This window comes from Acidimicrobiales bacterium, assembly GCA_030747595.1.
Lineage (GTDB): Bacteria > Actinomycetota > Acidimicrobiia > Acidimicrobiales > MedAcidi-G1 > UBA9410.
In genome coordinates this window covers 226,840-247,900 of record JASLKK010000002.1, presented here as the reverse complement: position 1 = coordinate 247,900, position 21,061 = coordinate 226,840, and the positions used below count along the sequence as shown (strand labels likewise).

Annotated in this window: 16 protein-coding genes; 11 read left to right on the top strand and 5 right to left on the bottom strand. The window is 66.8% G+C overall.

Going from position 1 to position 21,061, the window contains the following annotated elements; translation table 11 throughout:
- Positions 1–27: 27 nt before the first annotated feature.
- Genes QF777_02510 through QF777_02500 form a run of 3 tightly spaced genes read right to left on the bottom strand, consistent with a single transcriptional unit; the run spans position 28 to position 4,317 of the window.
- A complete protein-coding gene (locus tag QF777_02510) occupies positions 28–1,011 on the bottom strand; it encodes an electron transfer flavoprotein subunit alpha/FixB family protein (GenBank protein ID MDP6910425.1) in 984 nt (327 codons plus the stop codon).
- Positions 1,008–1,787: an electron transfer flavoprotein subunit beta/FixA family protein gene (locus QF777_02505; protein MDP6910424.1), complete on the bottom strand. Its 780-nt coding sequence runs from the start codon at positions 1,785–1,787 to the stop codon at positions 1,008–1,010. The genes QF777_02510 and QF777_02505 overlap by 4 nt, the downstream gene beginning before the upstream one ends.
- A 10-nt stretch (positions 1,788–1,797) precedes the next feature.
- A complete protein-coding gene (locus tag QF777_02500) occupies positions 1,798–4,317 on the bottom strand; it encodes an FAD-dependent oxidoreductase (protein ID MDP6910423.1) in 2,520 nt (839 codons plus the stop codon).
- A 323-nt stretch (positions 4,318–4,640) separates the two neighbouring features.
- Here QF777_02500 and QF777_02495 point away from each other — a divergent pair, with 323 nt between their 5' ends.
- Complete coding sequence (locus QF777_02495) at positions 4,641–5,408, top strand: SDR family oxidoreductase (GenBank protein ID MDP6910422.1); 768 nt, start codon at positions 4,641–4,643, stop codon at positions 5,406–5,408.
- 46 nt (positions 5,409–5,454) lie between these two features.
- On the opposite strand, the gene QF777_02490 is transcribed toward QF777_02495, so the two are convergent.
- Complete coding sequence (locus QF777_02490; protein MDP6910421.1) at positions 5,455–6,198, bottom strand: IclR family transcriptional regulator; 744 nt, start codon at positions 6,196–6,198, stop codon at positions 5,455–5,457.
- A 292-nt stretch (positions 6,199–6,490) separates the two neighbouring features.
- Here QF777_02490 and QF777_02485 point away from each other — a divergent pair, with 292 nt between their 5' ends.
- From QF777_02485 to QF777_02440, 10 genes are all read left to right on the top strand, one after another.
- Positions 6,491–7,198: a B12-binding domain-containing protein gene (locus QF777_02485; GenBank protein MDP6910420.1), complete on the top strand. Its 708-nt coding sequence runs from the start codon at positions 6,491–6,493 to the stop codon at positions 7,196–7,198.
- 8 nt (positions 7,199–7,206) lie between these two features.
- Entirely contained in the window at positions 7,207–7,875 is a 669-nt protein-coding gene (locus tag QF777_02480; GenBank protein MDP6910419.1) for a DUF1638 domain-containing protein, read from the top strand.
- 4 nt (positions 7,876–7,879) lie between these two features.
- A complete protein-coding gene (locus QF777_02475) occupies positions 7,880–8,179 on the top strand; it encodes a virulence factor (protein ID MDP6910418.1) in 300 nt (99 codons plus the stop codon).
- A 44-nt stretch (positions 8,180–8,223) separates the two neighbouring features.
- Entirely contained in the window at positions 8,224–9,120 is an 897-nt protein-coding gene (locus QF777_02470) for a dihydropteroate synthase (protein ID MDP6910417.1), read from the top strand.
- A gap of 32 nt (positions 9,121–9,152) precedes the next feature.
- Complete coding sequence (locus tag QF777_02465) at positions 9,153–11,255, top strand: ASKHA domain-containing protein (protein ID MDP6910416.1); 2,103 nt, start codon at positions 9,153–9,155, stop codon at positions 11,253–11,255.
- Between the two features lie 230 nt (positions 11,256–11,485).
- Positions 11,486–13,087, top strand: coding sequence for a trimethylamine methyltransferase family protein (locus QF777_02460; GenBank protein MDP6910415.1), 1,602 nt, complete (start codon positions 11,486–11,488; stop codon positions 13,085–13,087).
- A gap of 189 nt (positions 13,088–13,276) precedes the next feature.
- On the top strand, positions 13,277–14,974 hold the full coding sequence (locus QF777_02455; protein ID MDP6910414.1) for a formate--tetrahydrofolate ligase: 1,698 nt from the start codon (positions 13,277–13,279) through the stop codon (positions 14,972–14,974).
- 100 nt (positions 14,975–15,074) lie between these two features.
- A complete protein-coding gene (locus tag QF777_02450) occupies positions 15,075–15,965 on the top strand; it encodes a methylenetetrahydrofolate reductase (GenBank protein MDP6910413.1) in 891 nt (296 codons plus the stop codon).
- A gap of 79 nt (positions 15,966–16,044) precedes the next feature.
- Positions 16,045–18,237 (top strand): FAD-dependent oxidoreductase, encoded by a 2,193-nt coding sequence (locus tag QF777_02445; GenBank protein ID MDP6910412.1) that lies wholly within the window; start codon positions 16,045–16,047, stop codon positions 18,235–18,237.
- A 114-nt stretch (positions 18,238–18,351) separates the two neighbouring features.
- Entirely contained in the window at positions 18,352–19,602 is a 1,251-nt protein-coding gene (locus tag QF777_02440; protein MDP6910411.1) for a cytochrome P450, read from the top strand.
- On the opposite strand, the gene QF777_02435 is transcribed toward QF777_02440, so the two are convergent.
- Positions 19,571–21,013, bottom strand: a complete 1,443-nt coding sequence (locus QF777_02435; GenBank protein MDP6910410.1) for a DHA2 family efflux MFS transporter permease subunit — start codon at positions 21,011–21,013, stop codon at positions 19,571–19,573. The two genes, QF777_02440 and QF777_02435, sit on opposite strands and share 32 nt — an antisense overlap.
- Positions 21,014–21,061: the final 48 nt, after the last annotated feature.

Below are 21,061 nucleotides of genomic sequence, written 5' to 3'. Positions count from 1 at the left end.
CCATCATTTCGATGACCGGCCCGACGCTCAACCTCGGCGACGTCGAACTTCTTCGGTGATGGCCGGAATGACCTGGTGCAGGTCGCCGATTACCGCATGCCCGGCCCGGGTGACCATGTTGGCCTCACCGTCGGTGTTGATGGCCAGGATGTTCTTGGCCGCCATGGCGCCCACCCAGTGCTGGATGGCGCCCGAGATGCCGCTGGCGATGTAGATCTCCGGGGCGATCCGGGTGCCGGTCTGTCCGACCTGATCGCTGTGGGGCCGCCAGCCGTTGTTCGTGACGGCACGGGAACAACCCACCACGCCGCCGAGCTCGCCGGCCAGTTCTTCTAACGGAGCGAACGCCTCGGCCGACCCCACGCCACGGCCGCCACCTACCACCACCGGTGCGGTGGACAGGGTGATGCCCCTAGTCAGGACGACCCGATCGGCTACCACGGTGCGGGCCAACGCATCATCGAGTTCGGGGACGAACGACACCATGGTGCCGGAAGCCGGTGCCTCAGCGGCGACCCCCTCCACTGAGTGATGGGCCACTGTCACCAGGTGGATCTCGGCGGTAAGGGCGGCGTCCTCGAGTAGCGAACCGCCCCACTGGACGCGGGTCATGGTCCAGTTCCCGGAGCCATCGCCCGTCGGGTCGACGGTTCGGCAGTTGGCCACGAACGGCTGATCTAGGCGGGCGGCCACCTGGGCCACCACCTCGTTGCCCCGATCGGTGCCGCAGGCCAGCACCGCAGTGGCCCCGGTGCCTCGTACCAGTTGGACCACCGTCTCGCCCCAGGCCTCGGGGCCGAAGTCGGTCAACAACGGATGAGATGCGACATGCACGGTCGACGCGCCATACGCGCCTAGACCGGCTGCTGCGGAATCGGCGCCCTCGCCGATGACCACCGCGGCCATCTCGAGACCGGCCGCCACCGCCAGGGGGCGCCCGAAGGTGAGTGCCTCCAGCGAGGCGTCCGACAGGGTGCCGCGATCGTGGTCGCAGATGACGAGCAGGCTCATGACAGCACCCCAAGTTCCTCAAGCAGGTCCACGACCGCCGGGGCGGCCTCCGGGCCAGTTCCCAAGATCACCGTCTCGCTGATCTGCTCCACCGGGCGGTGGAGGCGCAACCGCACCTGCCCACCGGCCTCGACGATCCGCTCGTCGGTGTCCACCACGGCCTTCTTGGAAGCCAGACGGCCCTTCATGGTCGGATACCGCGGGAGGTTGATCCCCTCCTTGACACCCAACACCGCCGGCATAGGCACGTTGTAGACCTCAAAGCCGCCGTCGATCTCCCGACGGGCCGCGGCCACGCCCTCGTCCAGTTCCCCACCAATCTCGATTCCCTTGATGCCGTTCACGATGGGACGTCCAAGGTGGTTGGCCACCCGCACCCCGACCTGGAAGCCACCGGCGTCGGCCGACTCGTTCCCAAACAGGATCAGGTCGAATGCACCGTTGGTCTCCTCTACCGCGGCAATGGCCTCGGTCAGAGCCAACGCGGTGCGTTGCGGGTCCCAGTCGACGTCGTTGATCGGGATCAGCACGAAGTGGTGGGCGCCGACGCTGGCCGCGTAGCGCAGCTGCTCCTCGGCCTCCGCCGGGCCAAGGGTCATGACGGTGACCTCGCCCCCGTGGGCCTCGGTCAGCTGGACGGCTTCCTCTACCGCGCACTCCTCGTGCGGGCTAGTGGTGAAGCCCAGATGGGCGGCGTCGACGGTTTGACCGTCGGCGGTCACGTTGATGCGTGCCCCGGGAGCCGGTACGCGTTTAACGCAGACGAGGATCCTCATGGTCGTCGGATCAACCCTTCAGTCGCGTGTCGTCCGGATCGAACACCGCCCCAGTGGAGGCCACCTTCACCGGGTACAGCTCGTTCATGTACATGACCTGTAGGTCGGTGCCGGCCACGGCGAGCTCCCGCGGCAGGTACGACATCAACAGGTGCTTTCCGACCGATGGGCCGTAACCCGCCGAGGTGGCCCGGCTGACTCGGCCGTGGCTGTCGACGATGCGGCCGCCGTCGGCATCCAGGATGGGCTCGTTGCCGCCCATCATGTGTCGCGACCGGCCCTGGCCGTCGGTCTGGTCCTCGACGGTCAGGGTGCACATCGACACCTCGGGATCACCAGCCTCGCGGGCTGCGTGGTAGGCGTCACGTCCGATGAAGTCGGCGGCCTTGAGCTTCGGTCGGGCCAGACCGGCTTCCAGCGGGTTGTATTCGCTCTCCAGTTCGGCACCCATCAGGCGGTAGCCCTTTTCGAGGCGACCTGACGAGCCGTACACGCCACCACCGGTCGGGCGGATGCCCAGGTCGGCGCCGGCCTCCATGAGCGCGTCCCAAAGGGCGGGGCCGTTCTCCCACGCCGTGTAAATCTCCCAGCCGGTGTCACCGACGTAGGAGATGCGGAATAGCTGGACGGGTAGGCCGGCCACCTCGGCATCAATGATCGAGCCGTAGGGGGAGCCGTCCTGACTGAGGTCCTGACCGGTCAACTGAAACAGCACGGCCGGAGCGTTGGGGCCCCACAGGCCGAGCGTGGTGAGCTGCCGGGTGATGTTGGTGAACGTCACCGAGCCGTCGGTCGGCATGTGGCGACGGGTCCAGAACTCGTCGCGGCCACCGTCGAACACGCCGGTCACGATCCGCATCCGGTCCTCACCAAGACGCATCATCGTGAGGTCGGAGTGGAAACCACCATCGGGGGTCAGCCACGGGGTGTAGATCGACCGACCCACGGCCACGTCGACCTTGTTGACGGCCAGACGCTCGGCATACTCAATGGCTCCGGGGCCGTCGAGTTCGTAGATCTGGAACGAGCTCAGGTCGACCACACCACAGTGCTCACGCATGTTGAGGTGCTCTCCGGTGGTGATGGGGCTCCACCATCGGTTGTCCCACTCGACCTCGCGCTCAGCCAAGCCGTAGCGCTCGACGAGGTCGGCGTTGGCGCCGTACCACTGCGGACGCTCCCAGGTCCGGGCCTGGAAGAAGGTGGCGTCGAGGTCCTGCTGGCGCGAGAAGTACGGGCCGACCTCGAGGTTTCGGCGCCCCTCCCACTGCTCGGCCGGGTGGACGATCCCGTAGGTCTTGATGAAGTGCTCGTCGGCCCGGGACCAGATGTGCTCGTCGGAGCGCTCCTGGTCGTAGAAGCGGGCGACGTCGGCACCGTGGACGTCGATCACTCGGGGGTAGCCATGGGTCATCCACTCGGCGACGACCTGGGCCATGCCCGGACCCTCCTTGACCCACACGGCGGCGGCTGACCAGAGGTTGCGCACCTCGGTGGTCTCACCTAGGCAGGGCATGGTGTCCGGTGTCAGCGAGAGTAGACCGTTGATGGCGTACTTGATCTCGGCGTCGCCCAGCATGTCCATTAGCTCGATGGCCGTCTCCATCTGGTCGTCGAAGTCGTCCGGCGTGAACGGCATCTCCGTCGGCGACAGCGCTGCCTCGGCGTTGGACGGAATCTCATCCGGGTGGTGGAGGATCGCCCGGTGGCCGTAAGAGCCGACCTCCATGGAACCCGACGACTGCCGCTCATAGCAGAAGGTGTCCATGTCCCGGACGACCGGGTAGCCGATCTCGTTGTTGGTCTCGGCGAGGATGTCCATGGGGCCCACGTCGGCCATCTGGTGGACGGCAGGGACCAGCGGGATGGTGGCGCCAGCCATGTTGGCGATGCGGTTGGACCACACGCCACAAGCCACGACCACGTAGTCGGCCTCGATGGTGCCCTTGTCGGTCACCACGGCCGCAACGGTGGTGATCCCGCCGGCGCCTTCGGCGGTCTCGATGTCGAGCACCTCGGTATTCGCGAACACCTGGCAGCCGGCCTTCTCGATGGCCTCACGGCGCATGGTGGTACCCGTCTCGAGCGAGTCCACGACCGACACCGTCGGACAGTGGAACCCACCGAGGATGACGTCCTCGTTGATGAACGGGACGAGTTCCTTGACCTGGGAGGGGGTCAGCATGTGGGCCTCGATGCCCCACGCCTTGGCCGAGGTCATGCGGCGGGTGAGCTCGTCCATGCGAGCCTGAGTGCGGGCCACCTCTATGCCGCCGGAGTCGACCGACATCTGCATGTCCCGGTACTGGTTGGCGCTCTGCTCGCCGAGCAGGGCCATCTCCTTGTTGTGGTCGACCGGGAAGATGAAGTTCGACGCGTGGCCAGTCGAACCTCCAGGATTGGGCAACGGGCCCTTTTCCAGCAGGACCAGGTCGGTCCAGCCGAGGCGGGCCAGATGGCCGACGAGACAGTTACCGACAATGCCGGCACCGATCACGACGACATTGGCGCGAGTCGGGAAATCACTCATTCGGTTGTTCTCCTGCGACACGGCCCGGGGCGGCTCGACCACGAGGGTGGGTCCGACCGGGGGCGGTTGATGGGATGCCCGACAGCGGTCGCCGCGAGGCGCCGGAAGCGTACCTACCCCCTCCGGATGATGCTGACAATCGGGCGCCGCTAAATCGTTCGTACCTGACGTACCGTCAGGACACCCATCAGGGGAGTAACTTCCGCGCCCGAGACAGATGCCATCGGAAGGGAGTCGAAAGGCCCATGGCCGAACCACAGGCGACCAACCCACCGGCGACCGAACCGCGGACAACCAGACCACCAGCAACGGATCCGCAGCGCGTGCTGATCACCGGGGGTGCCTCAGGTATAGGACGGGCCATGGCCGAGGCCTTCAGCGATGCGGGTGCCCGGGTGCACGTGGCCGACCTGCCCGCTTCCCGAGGCGGCCAACCCGAGGGTTGTGGCTTCAGCGGCGTGGACGTCTCCGATCCCGCCGGAGTAGACGAGCTTTTCGCCACAGTGCTAGCCCCGGCCGACGCCGGCGGTCTGGGCGGGCTGGACGTACTGTGCGCCAACGTGGGTATCGCCGGCCCCACCGGACCGATCGAGGACCTCGACGCCGAGGGTTGGGATCAGACCATGGCCGTCAACGTGCGCAGCGCCTTCCTCTGCTGCCGCCGGGCCGTCCCAGCCATGCGGGCCACCGGAGGCGGATCGATCCTGTTGACCTCGTCGACCGCGGGGATCACCGGCTTCCCGATGCGTTCGCCGTACGCAGCATCCAAGTACGCCATCATCGGACTGGGCGACACGCTGGCCATGGAAGTGGGCGAGTTTGGGATCCGAGTGAACGTGCTGTGTCCCGGCTCGGTGGACGGCGACCGGATGGTGCGGGTGATCGATGCCGAGGCGGCCGCCACCGGTGAATCAGCCGCCGACCTGCGGGCCGCCTACGAGAAGCAGGTCTCGATGCGGACCTTCGTCGAGGGGCGGGACATCGCGGCCATGGCCGTGTTTCTGGCGTCGCCGGCCGCCCGGTTCGTCAACGGTCAGACCATCTCGGTGGACGGTGGCCTCGAGACGCTGCGAACCAGCTGGAGAACCTGAAGTCAGGCCGCTGGTCCTGCCTCCACCGGAACCGGAATCAAGCCACCTAGCCAAGGGCGGACGAGATCTCGTCGGCTGCCCAACGCACCCGGTCTGCCACGATGTCTTTCAACGTCTTGTCGGGGAACCGGTAGCTCGGTCCGTGACTGTGCAGGGCACCCACCACGGCGCCGGCCTGGTTGAACAACGGCGCGGCCACCGAGTTGATGCCCTCGGAGAACTCCTCCTCCATCCAGAAGATCCCAGTCTCGCGGACCTCGTCGAGACGGGCTCGGATCCGGTCCGGCATGGTGACCGATCTCGGCGTGTACCGGTCGAGATTACGGTTCAGGTAGCGGTCAACGGCCTCATCGGGCCAGTGGGCGAGGACGACCATGCCCGAGGGGACAATGTGCATGGGCAGGCTGACCCCCGTCCAGTCCCGGACCTGGACGGGGTTCGCGCAGTCGATCTGACCGATGTAGTGGACGTCGTATCCCGCCGGGACGGACAGACCTACCGCCTCGGCCACCAGGTCGACCAGTTCCTGCATGGTCGGCTGAGCCACGGCCAGGAGGCTTTGGGTCGTATCCACACTGGCCGCCATGGTGACCACCGACGGGCCGATCCGGTAGCCGCTGTCGTCAGCCAGTCGCTCAACGGCCCCTAACTGCTCAAGGGTGGCCAGCAGCCGGGCCACCGTGCTCGTCGGAAGACCGAGCCGTCGTGAGATCTCGCTGATCCCCGACGGATCGTCAGCCACCTCGGTCAGGATCTGGAAGGCCCGGTCGATGCTCTGGACGATCTGCATATGTCTGCTCGCCTCTCCCCCATGAACGCTGCCATGGGTTTCGGCATTCCGTTATCTGCCCTGCCAGGCGATCCACCAAGCGACGTCCCACATAGCGGGAAGCACATTCCGGTGGGTGGACAACCCAACTGAGGGTTAGTAGATTTCCCACCATACAGGATCTTCCCGCCTAGCGGGAAACTGATTATGAGCACCTCAGGTAGCGTGACGACATTCCACACCGCCCCCCGGGGCAGCAACGGCTGACCACGGGACGTAAAACACGTCCCCCGATTCGCAACGGAGCGCATCCATGGCCGAAGAGCAAAACATCGAAGAAGAGATCATCCTGGCGGACCTCAGTGACGAGGATCTCACAGCCCAGATGCATGACGACCTCTACGACGGCCTCGGCGACGAGATCAGCGAAGGCACCAACATCCTCCTGGGTCGCGGCTGGGACCCCGGCCGAGTCCTGAACGACGCCCTGGTCGAAGGCATGCGGATCGTGGGCATCGACTTCCGCGATGGCATCCTCTTCGTACCCGAGGTACTGCTGTCCGCCAACGCCATGAAGGCCGGCATGGCCATCCTCCGGCCCCTGCTGGCCGAGACAGGCGCTGAGCCCATTGGCAAGGTGGTGATCGGTACCGTCAAGGGCGACATCCACGACATCGGCAAGAACCTGGTCGGGATGATGCTCGAGGGCGCCGGCTTCGAGGTCATCGACCTCGGCATCAATACCGACGTCGAGGAGTTCCTCGGGGCACTCGACGAGCACAAGCCCGACATCCTCGGCATGTCGGCCCTGCTGACGACCACCATGCCGTACATGAAGGTCGTCATCGACACCCTTGAGGAGAAGAGCCTCCGCGAGGAGTACTCGGTGATCGTCGGTGGTGCCCCGCTGAACGAGGAGTTTGGCGAGGCCATCGGTGCCGACGCCTACTGCCGCGATGCCGCGGTGGCTGCCGAGACGGCGAGCCGCCTGGTGTCCGAACGCCGGGCCGCGGCCGCCTGACCCGGACGGTGAACGAGCCCACCGGTGCCACCGAGGCACCCGGCGGGCGAACTCTCGTCGTCGCCTGTGGCGCACTCGCCCGCGAGTTGCTCCAGGTGGTGGAGGCCAACGGCCTCACCCATGTCGACGTCGAGTGTCTGCCCGCCTCGTACCACAACACGCCAGACGTCATCCCCCAGGCCGTCGCCACACGCGTCCGGGCCGCCGCCGACCATTACCAGCGGATCTTCGTGGGCTACGGCGACTGTGGCACCGGTGGTCGCCTCGACGCGGTGTGTACCGAACTGGGTATCGACCGCCTACCCGGCGACCACTGCTACGAATTCCTGGCCGGCTCAGCGGCCTTCACGGACCTGCACGCCGAGGAGCTGGGCACCTTCTTCCTAACCGACTACCTGGTGAAGCACTTCGACCGTCTGGTGGTGAAGGCCTTCTGGCTAGACACCCACCCCGAGATGCTCGAGGCGGTGTTTGGCAACTACCGACGCCTCGCCTATCTCTCCCAGGTGGACGATCCCGACCTGCTGGAACAGGCGCGGGCCGCAGCTATCCGACTCGGACTGGCCTTCGAACACCGCCCCACCGGTCTCGGCAACCTGGAGACCCACTTGCTGGCCGGGACCTCGGTGGCCATCACCGGCCCCGCCAGGTCACCCCTTCCCACAGGAGCCCATTGAACTCATGGCCGCCCAGCTCGTCACCATCTACTGGCGTGACATCCCCGCCCAAATCACCGCCCAGCAGGGACGGACCCGCGAGAAGGCCCTGCTGGATGCCCGCTTCCAGCACGCCATCGACCGGGCGGCCATGATCGCCGGAATGGACGACACCGACTCCTACGTGGCCCAGTGGCGCCGGGAATCGGTGTCCCTCACCGCTGACATGGCCGCCGCTGTGGCTGACGAGGCCGCCCGCATAGATGCTGCCTATGACCGTGACCGACTCGAGCGCCTCGTGCTCTCGGGTGGCGTCGACAACTGAACCATCCCGCCAGACATGGCACAAGACAGAGGGCCATCACCAAGATGACTGACACCATTCTCAGCTCGGACACCCGTGAGGTGGCCATCGGCTTCGGCCGACCGTTCGTCATGATCGGCGAGCGCATCAACCCCACGGGCCGAAAGCTCCTCGCCGAGGAGATGAAGGCCGGTGACTTCAGCCGGGTGGAGGCCGACGCCATTGCCCAGGTGGAGGCAGGCGCCCGGATGCTGGACATCAACGCCGGCATCCCGCTGGCCGACGAGCCGGCCCTGCTAGCCCGGGCCATCAAGCTGGTCCAGTCGGTGGTCGACGTCCCGCTCTCCATCGACTCCTCGATCATCGAGGCCCTAGAGGCCGGCATCGCCGTCTACCAGGGCAAGCCACTGGTCAACTCGGTCACCGGTGAGGACGAGGTGCTCGAACGGGTCCTACCGCTGGTCGCGCGGGCAGGCGCCGCGGTAGTGGCAATTTCCAACGACGACACCGGCATCTCCGAGGACCCCGACGTGCGTTTCGCCGTGGCGAAGAAGATCGTTGAACGGGCCGCCGACCACGGCATCCCGGCCGCCGACGTGGTGGTCGACCCTCTGGTCATGCCCATCGGCGCCATGGGGACAGCCGGCCAGCAGGTGTTCACCCTCGTGCGGCGCCTGCGCGAGGAACTGAAGGTCAACACCACGTGTGGCGCGTCCAACGTGAGCTTCGGCCTACCCAACCGGCACGCGGTGACCGGCACGTTCCTGGCCATGGCCATCAGTCACGGCATGACCTCGGCCATCATGAGCCCGCTGCATGCCGAGGTGAAAACGGCCATCCAGGCCGCCGACGTGCTGGCCGGCGCCGACGCCGACTGCGCCACCTGGATCCGCCACCACCGTGACCCGGACGCGCTAGCCGGCGCCCGCGAACGTCGCGGCAACCGCCGTCGGCGCGCCTGAGGCCCGGCGCCCGACCCACCAGATACCAGACCATGGCCGACCCCGCTGGACGCCCCGAAAAGCATCTCGTCGTCTTCACGCCGTCCGGGCTACGCGGGTCGGTTCACGGAGGCACCTCGGTACTGGACGCCGCCCGACAACTGGGCGTCGACCTCGATTCGGTGTGCGGGGGCCGCGGCATCTGCGGCCGCTGTCAGGTGATGCCCACGTTTGGTGAGTTCGCCAAACACGGAGTTACCGCCAGCCCGGACCACGTCTCGGACCGGGGCCCCACCGAAGCCGACTACCGGGGCCGGCGGCCTCTGGTCGATGGCCAACGCCTAGGTTGCGCGGCCACGATCTGCGGCGACCTGGTGGTCGACATCCCAGCCGAAAGTCAGGTCCACCGCCAGGTGATCCGCAAGGAGGTCGACGTGGGCGATCTGGCACTCGACCCGGTTCTGGTCCTGCGTCTCGTGGAGGTAGCCGAACCCACACTGGACGAGTCGATCGGCGAAATCCGGCGCCTTGTCGACTCACTGGCCACCCAGTGGGACCTCCATGGCCTGGCGGTTGCCAACGATCTGGTGGCCGACGTGCAGCGGGCTCTCGCCGCTGGGAACCGCACGGTCACCGTGGCCATCCGGGACGGTTGTCAGGTAGTGGCCGTCTGGCCCGGGCTCCGTGACCGGGCGTTGGGCATCGCTGTGGATGTCGGATCGACGACCATTGCCGGCCACCTCTGCGATCTGGCCACGGGGGCAGTGCTGGCCACCGCCGGGACCATGAACCCACAGATCCGCTTCGGCGAGGACCTGATGAGCCGGGTCTCCTACGTGATGATGAACCCGGGCAGTGAGGTCGAACTGACCGACGCGGTGCGCTCCGCCCTTGATGACCTCGTGGGCAACCTCGTCGGACAGGTAGATGCCACACGTGACGAGGTGCTGGAGCTGGTGCTGGTAGGTAATCCGGTCATGCACCACCTGTTCCTGGGTTACGACCCCACACCACTGGGCGGGGCTCCGTTCGCCCTGGCCGTCGACGGGCCGCTCGACCTACCGGTGTCCTCCCTGGACATCGAGGCACACCCGGCGACCCGCGCCCACGTGCTGCCTTGCATCGCCGGCCACGTGGGCGCCGATACGGCAGCCGTCGTCCTGTCCACCGGCCTCGGCCGGACAGCCGAACTAGAAGCCGGCGACCAGCCGACCCCTTCACCTCCGGACCGCGAGCGGGTCCGACTGGTGGTCGACGTGGGCACCAACGCCGAGATCGTGTTGGCTGGCCGTGGACGGGTCCTCGCCGCGTCTAGTCCGACCGGCCCGGCCTTCGAGGGCGCCCAGATCAGTGCCGGCCAGCGGGCCACACCTGGCGCCATTGAACGAGTCCGGATTGACCCGACAACCGGTGAGCCTCGCTTTCGCATCATCGGCGTTGAGCCGTGGTCCGACGAGGACGGCTTCACCGAGGCTGCAATAGGCACCGGGGTGACCGGCATCTGTGGCTCCGGGATCATCGAGGTGGTCGCCGAACTCTGGCTCGCCAACCTCATGGACACCAACGGGGTGATCGGCGGGGCCGACACCAGGCCGTCGACCCGTATCGAACCCGACGGTCGGACCTTCTCCTACGTGCTGTTCGACCCCACCGAGATGGGCCTCGACGGAGAGCGCCTACTGGTCACCCAGAACGACATCCGGGCCATCCAGTTGGCCAAGGCAGCGCTGTACGCCGGCATCCGGCTGCTCATGGACCACCTCGAGGTCGATACCGTTGACGAGATCGGTCTGGCGGGCGCCTTCGGCAGTCACATCGACACCACCCACGCCACCGTGCTGGGCCTGGTCCCGGACTGCGATCCCGACCGGGTCACCAGCGTCGGCAACGCTGCGGGCGCCGGGGCGACCATCGCCCTTTTGTCCGGTTCGGCCCGCCAATCGATCGTCGAGGTGGTCGACCGCATCGAGAAGATCGAAACGGCCCTCGAGCCGGCGTTCCAGGACCACTTCGTGGACGCCATGGCCATCCCCCATCGGACCGCCGAGTACCCCTGTCTTTCGACACGGGTCACGCTCCCTGAACGGTCTACCGCTTCGGTGGTTGGTTCGGAGCGCTCCGGTCGGCGACGTCGTCGCAACGGAGCCGCAAGATGAGCAGTCACAATCGATGGTTGAGAACATGGTCAAGGACCGTCGGTATGCCTTTGGGCGTAACCGACGATGACAAACCAGAGTTTCTGCCAATAAGCCAAACAAGCGTAAAACGGGCACTGGGTTTTCGCACATTTTGGATAGTGATGCATGTCGTCACATGCCTTTTTATTATCGCCGCGGCGGGGCGGACTTTAGGAATTTGGTAGCCCATCAATCGAGGAAGACACCCCATGACCGATCTGAACAACGAGGACGACGTGGCCGCGGCCAGCGGCACGGCCGAAGGCTTTGAGACGCCAACCCGCAGTGCCCGACGTAGCGGTGGCCGGGCCGCCCGCCAGGCCGCCCGTTCCGAGGCGACGGCCGAGACCCGGGCATACCTCACCCGCACCATGGCGCCGTTCGAGGTGCTGTCGACCGAGGGTCTCGAGACCATCGAGCACGCGGCCGACACCATCCTCGAGGAGATCGGGATCGACTTCCGCGACTACCCGACGGCGTTGACCCTCATGGCCGACGCGGGAGCCGATGTGGAGGGCGAACGGGTCCGCTTTCCTCGCGGGATGTGTCGCCAGATCATCCAGTCCTCAGCTCCGTCCGCCTACACCCAGCACGGCCGCAACCCGGCCCGCAACGTGCAGGTGGGGGGGGACGCCACGGTACTAGTCCCCGCCTACGGCTCTCCGTTCGTCCACGACCTCGACGAGGGGCGTCGCTACGCCACCATCGGGGACTTCCAGAACTTCGTGAAGCTGGCCTACCTCCACCCGGGGATGCACCACTCAGGCGGGACCATCGTCGAGCCGGTGGACATCCCGGTGTCCAAACGGCATCTAGACATGGTGTATTCGCACCTGAAGTACAGCGACAAGCCGTTCATGGGATCGGTGACGGCTGCCGAGCGTGCCCAGGACTCCATTGACCTGGCCAGCTTCGTGTTCGGGACCGACTTCGTCCAGCAGAACACCGTGATGACGAGCCTCATCAACGCCTCGTCCCCCATGTCATGGGACGCCACCATGCTCGGGTCCGCCGAGGCCTACGCCCGATCCAATCAAGCCTCGGTGATCAGCCCGTTCATCCTGGCCGGGGCCATGGCCCCGGTGACCGTGGCAGGCGTTGCCGTCCAGACTCTGGCCGAGGCGTTGGCCGGCATGACGTTCGTGCAGCTGGTCAACCCGGGTGCCCCGGTGGTCTTCGGATCGTTCGCCAGTTCCATGTCGATGCAGACCGGAGCCCCGACGTTCGGAACCCCCGAGCCGGCCCTCGTGCTCTACACAGTGGCCGCTCTGGCCCGCCGCCTCGGAGTGCCTTTCCGCTCGGGTGGCAACCTCTGCGGCTCCAAGCTGCCCGATGCCCAGGCGGCCAGCGAGTCGATGTCGACGTTTATCCCGTCGCTGATGGGGGGCGTGAACTTCATGCTCCACTCGGCGGGCTGGTTGGAGGGAGGCCTCACCATGGGCTACGAAAAGTTCATCATCGACGCTGACCAGTGCAACCTGGCCGCCACCTTCGTCAAGGGAGTGGACCTGTCCGACAACGGTCTGGCCATGGACGCCATCCGCGAGGTCGGACCAGGACAGCACTTCCTCGGCACCGCACACACCCTGGCCAACTTCGAAACAGCGTTCGCCCGGTCCGACGTGGCCAACAACGACTCCTTCGAGCAGTGGGAGGAAGACGGCAGCCTGGACGCCGCCCAGCGGGCCAACGGCATCTGGAAGAAGATGCTGGACAGCTACGAGGCACCTCCACTAGACGAGGCGGCCGACGAAGCCATGCTCGACTTCATGGCCCGCCGCAAGGAGGTCATTCCCGACGAGTTCGGGTGATCGAACTCGTCACACCACCCAGCACACGATTTTCCTCTGGTTGGTGGTTCTTTCCACCCAGTACACCTGATCCTCGCCTCTGGCTACAATCCCCGAGGCTGTGGACGACCCCCTCGTCGTCTACCCCACCCCAGCACAGATCTTCCCTCACGACCCCTAAGACAACCCTTGAACCGGAGAACCAGAACAATGTCGTTCCCCTCTGACCTCGAAATTGCCCGCGGCGCCACCCTGCGTCCCCTCACCGAGATCGCCGCCGAATCCGGCATCCCCGCCGACTGCCTCGAGCAGTACGGCGAAGGTGCCGCCAAGATCAAGCTCGAAGCCATCGGTCGGATGGCCGACCGCCCCAAAGCCAAGTACGTGGTGGTCTCAGCCATCACTCCCACACCGCTCGGCGAGGGCAAGACCACAACCACCGTCGGCCTTGGCCAGGGCTTCAGCCACGTCGGCAAGAAGGCCACGATCGCCATCCGCCAGCCTTCGATGGGCCCGACCTTCGGAATCAAAGGTGGCGCAGCAGGTGGCGGCTACAGCCAGGTCGTGCCGATGGAACTGTTCAACCTCCACCTGACCGGCGACATGCATGCGGTCACCGCGGCCCACAACATGTGCTCGGCCATGCTTGACGCCCACCTGTTCCACGGAAACGAACTGGGCCTGGACATGCACAACATCACGTGGCGACGGGTCATGGACATCAACGAACGGGCCCTTCGCAACATCGTGGTCGGTCTCGGTGGCCGCCTCGACGGCGTGCCCCGCGAGACAGGCTTTGACATCACCGCTGCATCGGAGGTCATGGCCGCCCTGGCGCTGTGCACCTCGCTGGCCGACCTGCGGGCCCGCATGGGCCGCATCGTCGTGGGCTACGACAAGGCCGGCACCCCGATCACTGCCGAAGACCTCGGCGTGGCCGGCTCCATGACGGTCATCCTCAAGGAGGCCATCAAGCCAAACCTCATGCAGACCCTCGAGGGCACCCCAGCGCTCGTGCACTGCGGCCCATTCGGCAACATCGCCACCGGCAACTCTTCGATCATCGCCGACCAGATCGGCATCCACACCGGTGACTACCTCCTCACCGAGGCTGGCTTCGGCGCCGACATGGGCGCAGAGCGCTTCTTCAACATCAAGTGTCGCTACTCGGGCATCGCCCCGGACGCGGCCGTACTAGTAGCCACCGTGCGAGGCCTCAAGGCCCACTCCGGCAACCACAAGATCGTGGCCGGGCGACCCCTGCCCGAGGCTTTGCTGGCCGAGAACCCCGACGAGGTCCACCAGGGCGGTGACAACCTTCGCAAGCAACTGGAGAACATGCAGGTCCACGGAGTGTCCCCGGTGGTGGCCATAAACGTGTTTCCCGGTGACCACGACGCAGACATCGCCGCCATCGGTGAGATCGCCGACGAGTTCAATGCCCGCTCGGCAGTGACCACCCACTTCGCCGACGGCGGCTCAGGGGCTGCCGAGTTGGCCGAGGCAGTAGCCGAGGCGGCTGACGAGCCCAGCGAGTTCCAGGTGCTCTACCCCGACGAAATGTCGCTGCGGGACAAAATCCGGACGGTGGCCGACAAGGTGTACGGCGCCGACGGCGTGGACTTCTCGCCGCAAGCCAACAAACAGATCGACTCGTACGAGGCCAACGGCTTCGGGAACCTGCCGGTGTGCATTGCCAAGACCCACCTCTCAATCAGCTCCAACGCGGCGCTAAAGGGCGCCCCGACCGGCTGGACGCTTCCCGTCCGCGAAGTCCGGGCCTCGGTGGGCGCAGGGTTCGTGTACCCGATCTGCGGCGACATGCGTACGATGCCCGGACTCGGCGCGCAGCCGGGGGCCATGGGGATCGACATCGACGAGGACGGCGAGATCGTCGGCCTCAGCTAAGCCCCGGCAGTACCAGCAATACCGGCGTCAGCCGGAACCAGGTCCAGATCAGCAGCGGGCGGCCTCAGCCGTCCCCGGAGTTGCACAGGAGGGCGGGAGCGTGGCCACCCGACCCCGGACTAAACGGTCCAGAATCATCCAGCCCAGAACTGACCGGGCCATTCAGCGATCCCTGCTCGAGGGAATGACCTATGAGCTCATCCCTCTGAAGAATCTGGCCGACCAGAGCGCCCACCTACCGGACGGGGCAACCGTGTCGGTGACCTGCTCGCCGGCCAAGACCATCGACGACACCCTCGATCTGTGCGCCGGGTACGCCGAGAAGGGCTTCACCGTCATCCCGCACTTCGCTGCCCGGATGGTCGAGAGTGAGAACCACGTCGAACGGATCGCCGAACGGGTGAACGCCATCGGCATCCGGAAGGTCTTCTGCATCGGTGGCGACGCCGACCCGCGCGGACCCTTCGCCGACGCCGCCGGCTTCCTCCGGTCGTTCCTGGACCGCCGGCCCGAGATCGACGTGGTGGGCATCGGCTCCTACCCCGACGGTCATTCCACCATTCCGGATCAGGCCCTCGCCGATGCTCTCGTCGAGAAGCAAGAACTGATCCGCGAGGCTGGGCTGGAGGGCTACATGGCAACCCAGATGTGCTTCGACGCCCAGACCATCGGAACCTGGCTGGCCGGTCAGCGGGCGGCCGGTGTGGACCTGCCGTGCCATCTCGGCGTACCGGGAGCCGTGGACCGCACCAAGCTGTTGACCATCTCGATCCGTCTGGGCATCGGCCACTCGGCCCGGTACCTGAAGAAGAACAAGACGTCGGTCATCCGGCTGCTGTCACCCGGTGGCTACAACCCCAACAAGCTCATCGCCCCGCTGTCGGGTCGGGCCCACGAGTTGGGCATCGCCGGCATCCACTGCTTCACCTTCAACGCGGTGGACACCACGGAGAACTGGCGGCAGAAGTCCCTGAGGAAGCTCGCCACCTGAGTACGCCGGCCCGTGTCAGCGGGCCTGGAAGGGTTGATGCGGTTGGCCCGGCGGCCCATCCTCGGGCAGGATCCCTGACGTGCCGTCAGATCCCACCTCCACCCGAAACTCCCACCCGCTGCTGTTATCCCCGATCAGCGTGGGGCCAATGGACCTGCGGAACCGGATCGTCCTTCCAGCTATGGACCAGAACATCTGCGATAACGGACTGATCACTGATCCGCTGATCACCCACTACGCCGAACGGGCCCGGGGCGGCGCCGGGCTCCTCATCTTGGAGACAGCGGCGGTTGCCTTTCCCTACGGGGCCACGGCACGCCACCAACCGGCACTGTCCCACGATGGGGTGATCGACGGACTGCGGCGCCTCGGAGAGGCCGTCCACACCCACGGGGCGAAGATGGTCGTGCAGGCCAACCACCACGGCCGGATCTCCGGGGTCGACACCGCCGAGGACCGACCCAGCCTCGTGCCCAGCCTCCCGCTTCCCGACGCCGATCCCATGGCCATCATGCGCGACACCACGATGGACGAGTTGATGGCCATGGCCACCTTGACCGGCGGGAAGATGCCCACCTATGCCGAGGCATCGGCCGACGACCTGGCATGGGTGGTGGACCAGTTCGCCGATGCCGCGTGGCGCGTCCAACAGGCCGGCCTGGACGGCATCGAGGTCCATGCGGGCCATGGCTACCTGATCGACACCTTCCTCTCGCCGGCCTGGAACCAGCGCACCGATGGGTACGGCGGGTGTGTCGAGGGTCGGGCCCGACTGCTCCTCGAAGTGGTAAGGGCCGTGCGGAGCCGGTGCGGGATGAACTTCGCCGTGCTTGTCCGTCTCAATGGTCGCGATGCCGCCCTCGAGGGAGGCATCACCCCTGATCTGGCAGCCCGCTACGCGGCGTTGGCCGCCGACGCCGGCGCCGACGCCATCCACGTCACTGCCTACTCGTCGATCACCGGCGGGACCGGGTTCACCGAGGGCCCGTTGCCGTGGCTGGACTGCCAATACGAGGACCTGGCCCGCACCGTGAAGACAGCCGTCGACGTGCCGGTCGTTGCCGTGGGACGGATCCACCCTGATGACGGCGAGCGGATCATCAGCGACGGTGGGGCCGACCTGATCGCCATGGGTCGCCAGTTGCTGGCCGACCCCGACCTGCCCAAACGGCTGGCCGGGGGGCGCCCGGAACTCGTCCGTCCGTGCATCAACTGCTTCGTGTGCGTGGCCCAGAACTTCTGGAACTCGGCCCCCGTCTGCGCGGTGAACGCCCGGTTGGGCCATCAGGACGAACCCGAGCCGACCCCGGCGCCTACCCCCGGCCACGTAGTGGTGGTGGGCGGCGGTCCGGGCGGCATGGAGGCCGCTCGGGTGGCCGCCGAGCGGGGTCACCGAGTGACCCTGCTGGAACGATCCAACCATCTGGGTGGTACGGCCCGATTCTCGTCGCTCACCACCCCACTCAACGGAGACCTGGTCCGCTACTTGATCGCTGCCATCACCGAGGCCGGCGTGGACGTCCGGACCGGCACCACCGTGTCGCCGGCCATGGTCGCTGCGCTCCGACCCGACGCCGTCGTGGTTGCCACCGGCGCGATCCGAAGTCGGCCCGACGTGCCCGGTGCGGAGCTACCCCATGTGCTGTCCGGCGACGACCTCCGAAGCCTGTTGACCGGCGAGGGTGACCTCGGGGTCCGCCGCCCCGTCGTGGCGGCGCGTGCCGTGCTCACCACTGCTCGACTGCTGGGCATCACCTCTGACATAGGACGTGTCCGCTCGCTGTCACGCCGCTGGATGCCGTTAGGTAGCCGGGTGGTCGTGGTGGGCGGTGGCCTGGTCGGTACTGAACTGGCCGAGTTCCTGGCCGAGCGAGGCCGGACGGTCACGGTGCTTGAAGAAGGCACTCACCTGGCCACCGAGATGGCCCACCCGCGACGGTGGCGGGCCCTCCACGAGGCCCGGTCCCGGGGCGTGGAGTTCCACACCGGCACCCGTCTGGCGGCCATCACGCCGAGCGACGTGGTGGCCGAGATGACCGTCGAAGCCTCCGATGACAGAGCCTCCAGAGATGAGCCCGAGGTCCTTGAGCAGCGATTCGCGGCCGACGCCGTCCTGCTGGCCGGTGGGGTGGAACCCGAGCGGTCGCTGGCCGAAGCCATCGAGGCTGCGGTGGAAGACGACGTGACCGTCCACATGGTGGGCGACGCCGGCACGGTGGGCTACATCGAGGGCGCCATCCGCACCGGCTACGCCGTCGGTTGCCACCTGTAGGCCCGTAGCCACCGGCTTCCAGCTAGCCGAGTTTCGGGGGTGCCGCCGGCATGCCCCCTGCGAAAGCAAGCCCCGGTTCGGGCCGGGAACGCACCCGTCGGTAGCGTCTGGACCATGAGCAACCCATCGGTCAACGAGGAGGCCGCCCCTTCGTGGAACCCGTTCGACCCCGAGTTCCTCCTCGACCCGTACCCCACCTACACCCGGCTCCGTGACGAGGATCCCGTCCACCGGAACCCACTGGGCATCCTCATCGTCAGCCGTTACGACGACGCCCACCAGGTGCTGCGCGACCCCCACACCTCTGTACGCCGCTTCGAGTCGTCGGCCGACACGCCGGAGCACATGCAAGTGCTTCGCAACCGGGGCGAGGAGCGCACCCCCTCGATCCTCGGACTCGACCCGCCAGACCACACCCGACTGCGAAAGTTGGTCCAGCGCACGTTCACCCCACGGTCGATCGCCCGGATGCGCGAACGAACCACCACCATCGTCGACGAACTGCTCGACAACCTCTCAACCCGCTCTCGTAAGGGCGACGACGAGATCGACCTGATCGCCGACTACGCCTTCGTCATCCCGTTCGCCGTCATCCACGCCATGCTCGGTCTCCCCACCGCCGACGTAGAACGGGTCCGGTCGTGGTCCCACGCCCTCACCCAGACCCTCGAGCCGTACCTCACCCCCGAACAGGTCGACGCGGCAGTTGACGGCGGCACCCACATGGAGGCCTACCTACGCGACGCCATTGCATGGAAGCGCCGTGAGCCCGCCGAGGACCTCCTTACCGACCTGGTCCAGGTTGAGGAGGAAGGTGACCGGATGGACGAGGAGGAGTTGCTGGCCATGACCTCGCTGCTGTTCGTGGCCGGTCACGAGACCACAGTGAACCTCATCGGGAACGGTACCCACGCCCTGCTGCGCCATCCCGACCAACTGGCCCAGGTTCGCGACGACGACTCGGTTGACGAGACCCTGGCCGACGAGCTGCTGCGCTATGACAGCCCGGTCCAGACCTCGGGGCGACGGATGATGCACGACGTGGAGATCGGCGGCGTCGAGGTCCCGTCGGGCGAAATGGTGCTGACCGCCCTGGGCAGCGCCAACCGGGATCCCCGGTTCTGGGGCGACACGGCCGCCCAGTTGGACGTAACCCGGGCCGATGCCAACCGGCACATGTCGTTCGGCAGTGGGGTACACCACTGTCTGGGCGCCGCGCTGGCACGCATGGAAGGCGAGATCGCCGTGACCCGTCTGGTGCGGCGCTTCCCCGACCTGGCGCTGGCCGCCGAGCCGACCTACAACGCCCGGATCATCCTCCGGGGTCGCGAGGCTATGCCGGTCGCCCTCGGTCAGCCTGCCTGATCCTTCCGGGACACGCCACGGCGCAAAACGCGGCGCCGGTCAGGAACGTGCAGAACAGGAAAGTCCAGACCCGGTTGAAAGCAGCCAGTGGGTCGAGGTGGCGGGCTGACGAAAACACGGCTATGGCTATGGCGACTCCCGAGGCAAAGCCGATCGACCCCACGGTCCGGAGCATGGCGCTGGCCGTGGCGAACCGGGCCGGCGGCACGTCGCGCAGGCCGAGCGAGGAGTAGGTGGCGAACGAGCAGGAGACGGCCACCCCGAGGAAGAGTTGCGCCGGTAGGAGGGTGGTGGCCCAGGACGACTCCGGACCGACCGTCGACATCAGCCAGAGCGGATTGATGGCGGCCATCAGAGAGCCGAAGACCACGACGTTTCGGTGGCCCACCCGATCCACGATCGTCCCCACCGGCCCGCCGAGGACGGCGGCCAACGCCGGGCCCGGCACCACGCCGAAGCCAGCAGTTAGCACCGACCATCCCCACAGTTCCTGTAGTAGCAGGGTGTGGAACAAGATGGTGGCGATAAACGCCGTGATGAAGAAGATCTGACCGAGCCCGGCCGACCAGAACGATCGGATCCGGATCAGCGAAAGGTCGATCAGCGGGTTGTGATGGCGGGCCGAGCGCACGAAGAGCAGGACGACGAGCGCGATTCCCGCCAGGACCGAGCCCACCGAGCGGGCCGACAGGTAACCCCATCGCTCGCCCTCCACCACGGCCAGGAGCACAAGGGCTATGCCCAAAGTTCCAGCCGGCACGCCCACCACGTCGAAACCGCCCCGGGCATCAGGATCCGATGACTCGCGGACGAACCGGGGGGTGAGCACCAGGATCAGGATCCCAATGGGCACGTTGACGAAGAAGATCCAACGCCATGAGGCGAAGTCGATGAGCACCGCTCCAATGGATGGCCCGAGCGCCGCCCCGAGGGCCGCCGACGCACCCCAGATCCCGATGACCATGGACCGTCGCTTCTCTGAGAAGGCGGGAAGGATCATGGCTAGCGACGCCGGACCGAGGATCGAGCCACCCACGCCCTGCACCACCCGTGCGGCGATCAGCCACCCGGTCGTGTCGGCCATTCCCGATAGCAGAGAACCGACGACGAAAACCGTGACCCCGATCAAGAAGAGGCGACGACGACCCTTCTGGTCGGCTAGTCGGCCGGCCAGCATGAGGAACGCCCCAGAGGCGATCGAGTAGCCCGACAGGACCCACGACAGGCTGGCCTCTGTTGCCCCTAGGTCTCGTCGCATCGATGGGAAGGCCACGTTCACGATCGAGATGTCGATGGTGGTGAGCAGGCCGGCCAGCGTGGCCACGCTCAGGGCGACCCATGCCCGCCGGTCGACCAGCGCCGTCTGGTGGCTGGTCGACCCAACGCCGTCTGACCCGCTGCTCGTTGGCACGATTTCCTCCACGCCTGGCCTACCCGCCCGGTAAGCGGAAGGAGCCGC

Excerpts from the sequence above, each read along its gene's own strand:
- QF777_02510 (MDP6910425.1), bottom strand. The coding sequence starts at position 1,011 with ATGAGCCTGCTCGTCATCTGCGACCACGATCGCGGCACCCTGTCGGAC.
- QF777_02505 (MDP6910424.1), bottom strand. The coding sequence starts at position 1,787 with ATGAGGATCCTCGTCTGCGTTAAACGCGTACCGGCTCCCGGGGCACGC.
- QF777_02500 (MDP6910423.1), bottom strand. The coding sequence starts at position 4,317 with ATGAGTGATTTCCCGACTCGCGCCAATGTCGTCGTGATCGGTGCCGGC.
- QF777_02490 (MDP6910421.1), bottom strand. The coding sequence starts at position 6,198 with ATGCAGATCGTCCAGAGCATCGACCGGGCCTTCCAGATCCTGACCGAG.
- QF777_02485 (MDP6910420.1), top strand. The coding sequence starts at position 6,491 with ATGGCCGAAGAGCAAAACATCGAAGAAGAGATCATCCTGGCGGACCTC.
- QF777_02475 (MDP6910418.1), top strand. The coding sequence starts at position 7,880 with ATGGCCGCCCAGCTCGTCACCATCTACTGGCGTGACATCCCCGCCCAA.
- QF777_02470 (MDP6910417.1), top strand. The coding sequence starts at position 8,224 with ATGACTGACACCATTCTCAGCTCGGACACCCGTGAGGTGGCCATCGGC.
- QF777_02465 (MDP6910416.1), top strand. The coding sequence starts at position 9,153 with ATGGCCGACCCCGCTGGACGCCCCGAAAAGCATCTCGTCGTCTTCACG.
- QF777_02460 (MDP6910415.1), top strand. The coding sequence starts at position 11,486 with ATGACCGATCTGAACAACGAGGACGACGTGGCCGCGGCCAGCGGCACG.
- QF777_02455 (MDP6910414.1), top strand. The coding sequence starts at position 13,277 with ATGTCGTTCCCCTCTGACCTCGAAATTGCCCGCGGCGCCACCCTGCGT.
- QF777_02440 (MDP6910411.1), top strand. The coding sequence starts at position 18,352 with ATGAGCAACCCATCGGTCAACGAGGAGGCCGCCCCTTCGTGGAACCCG.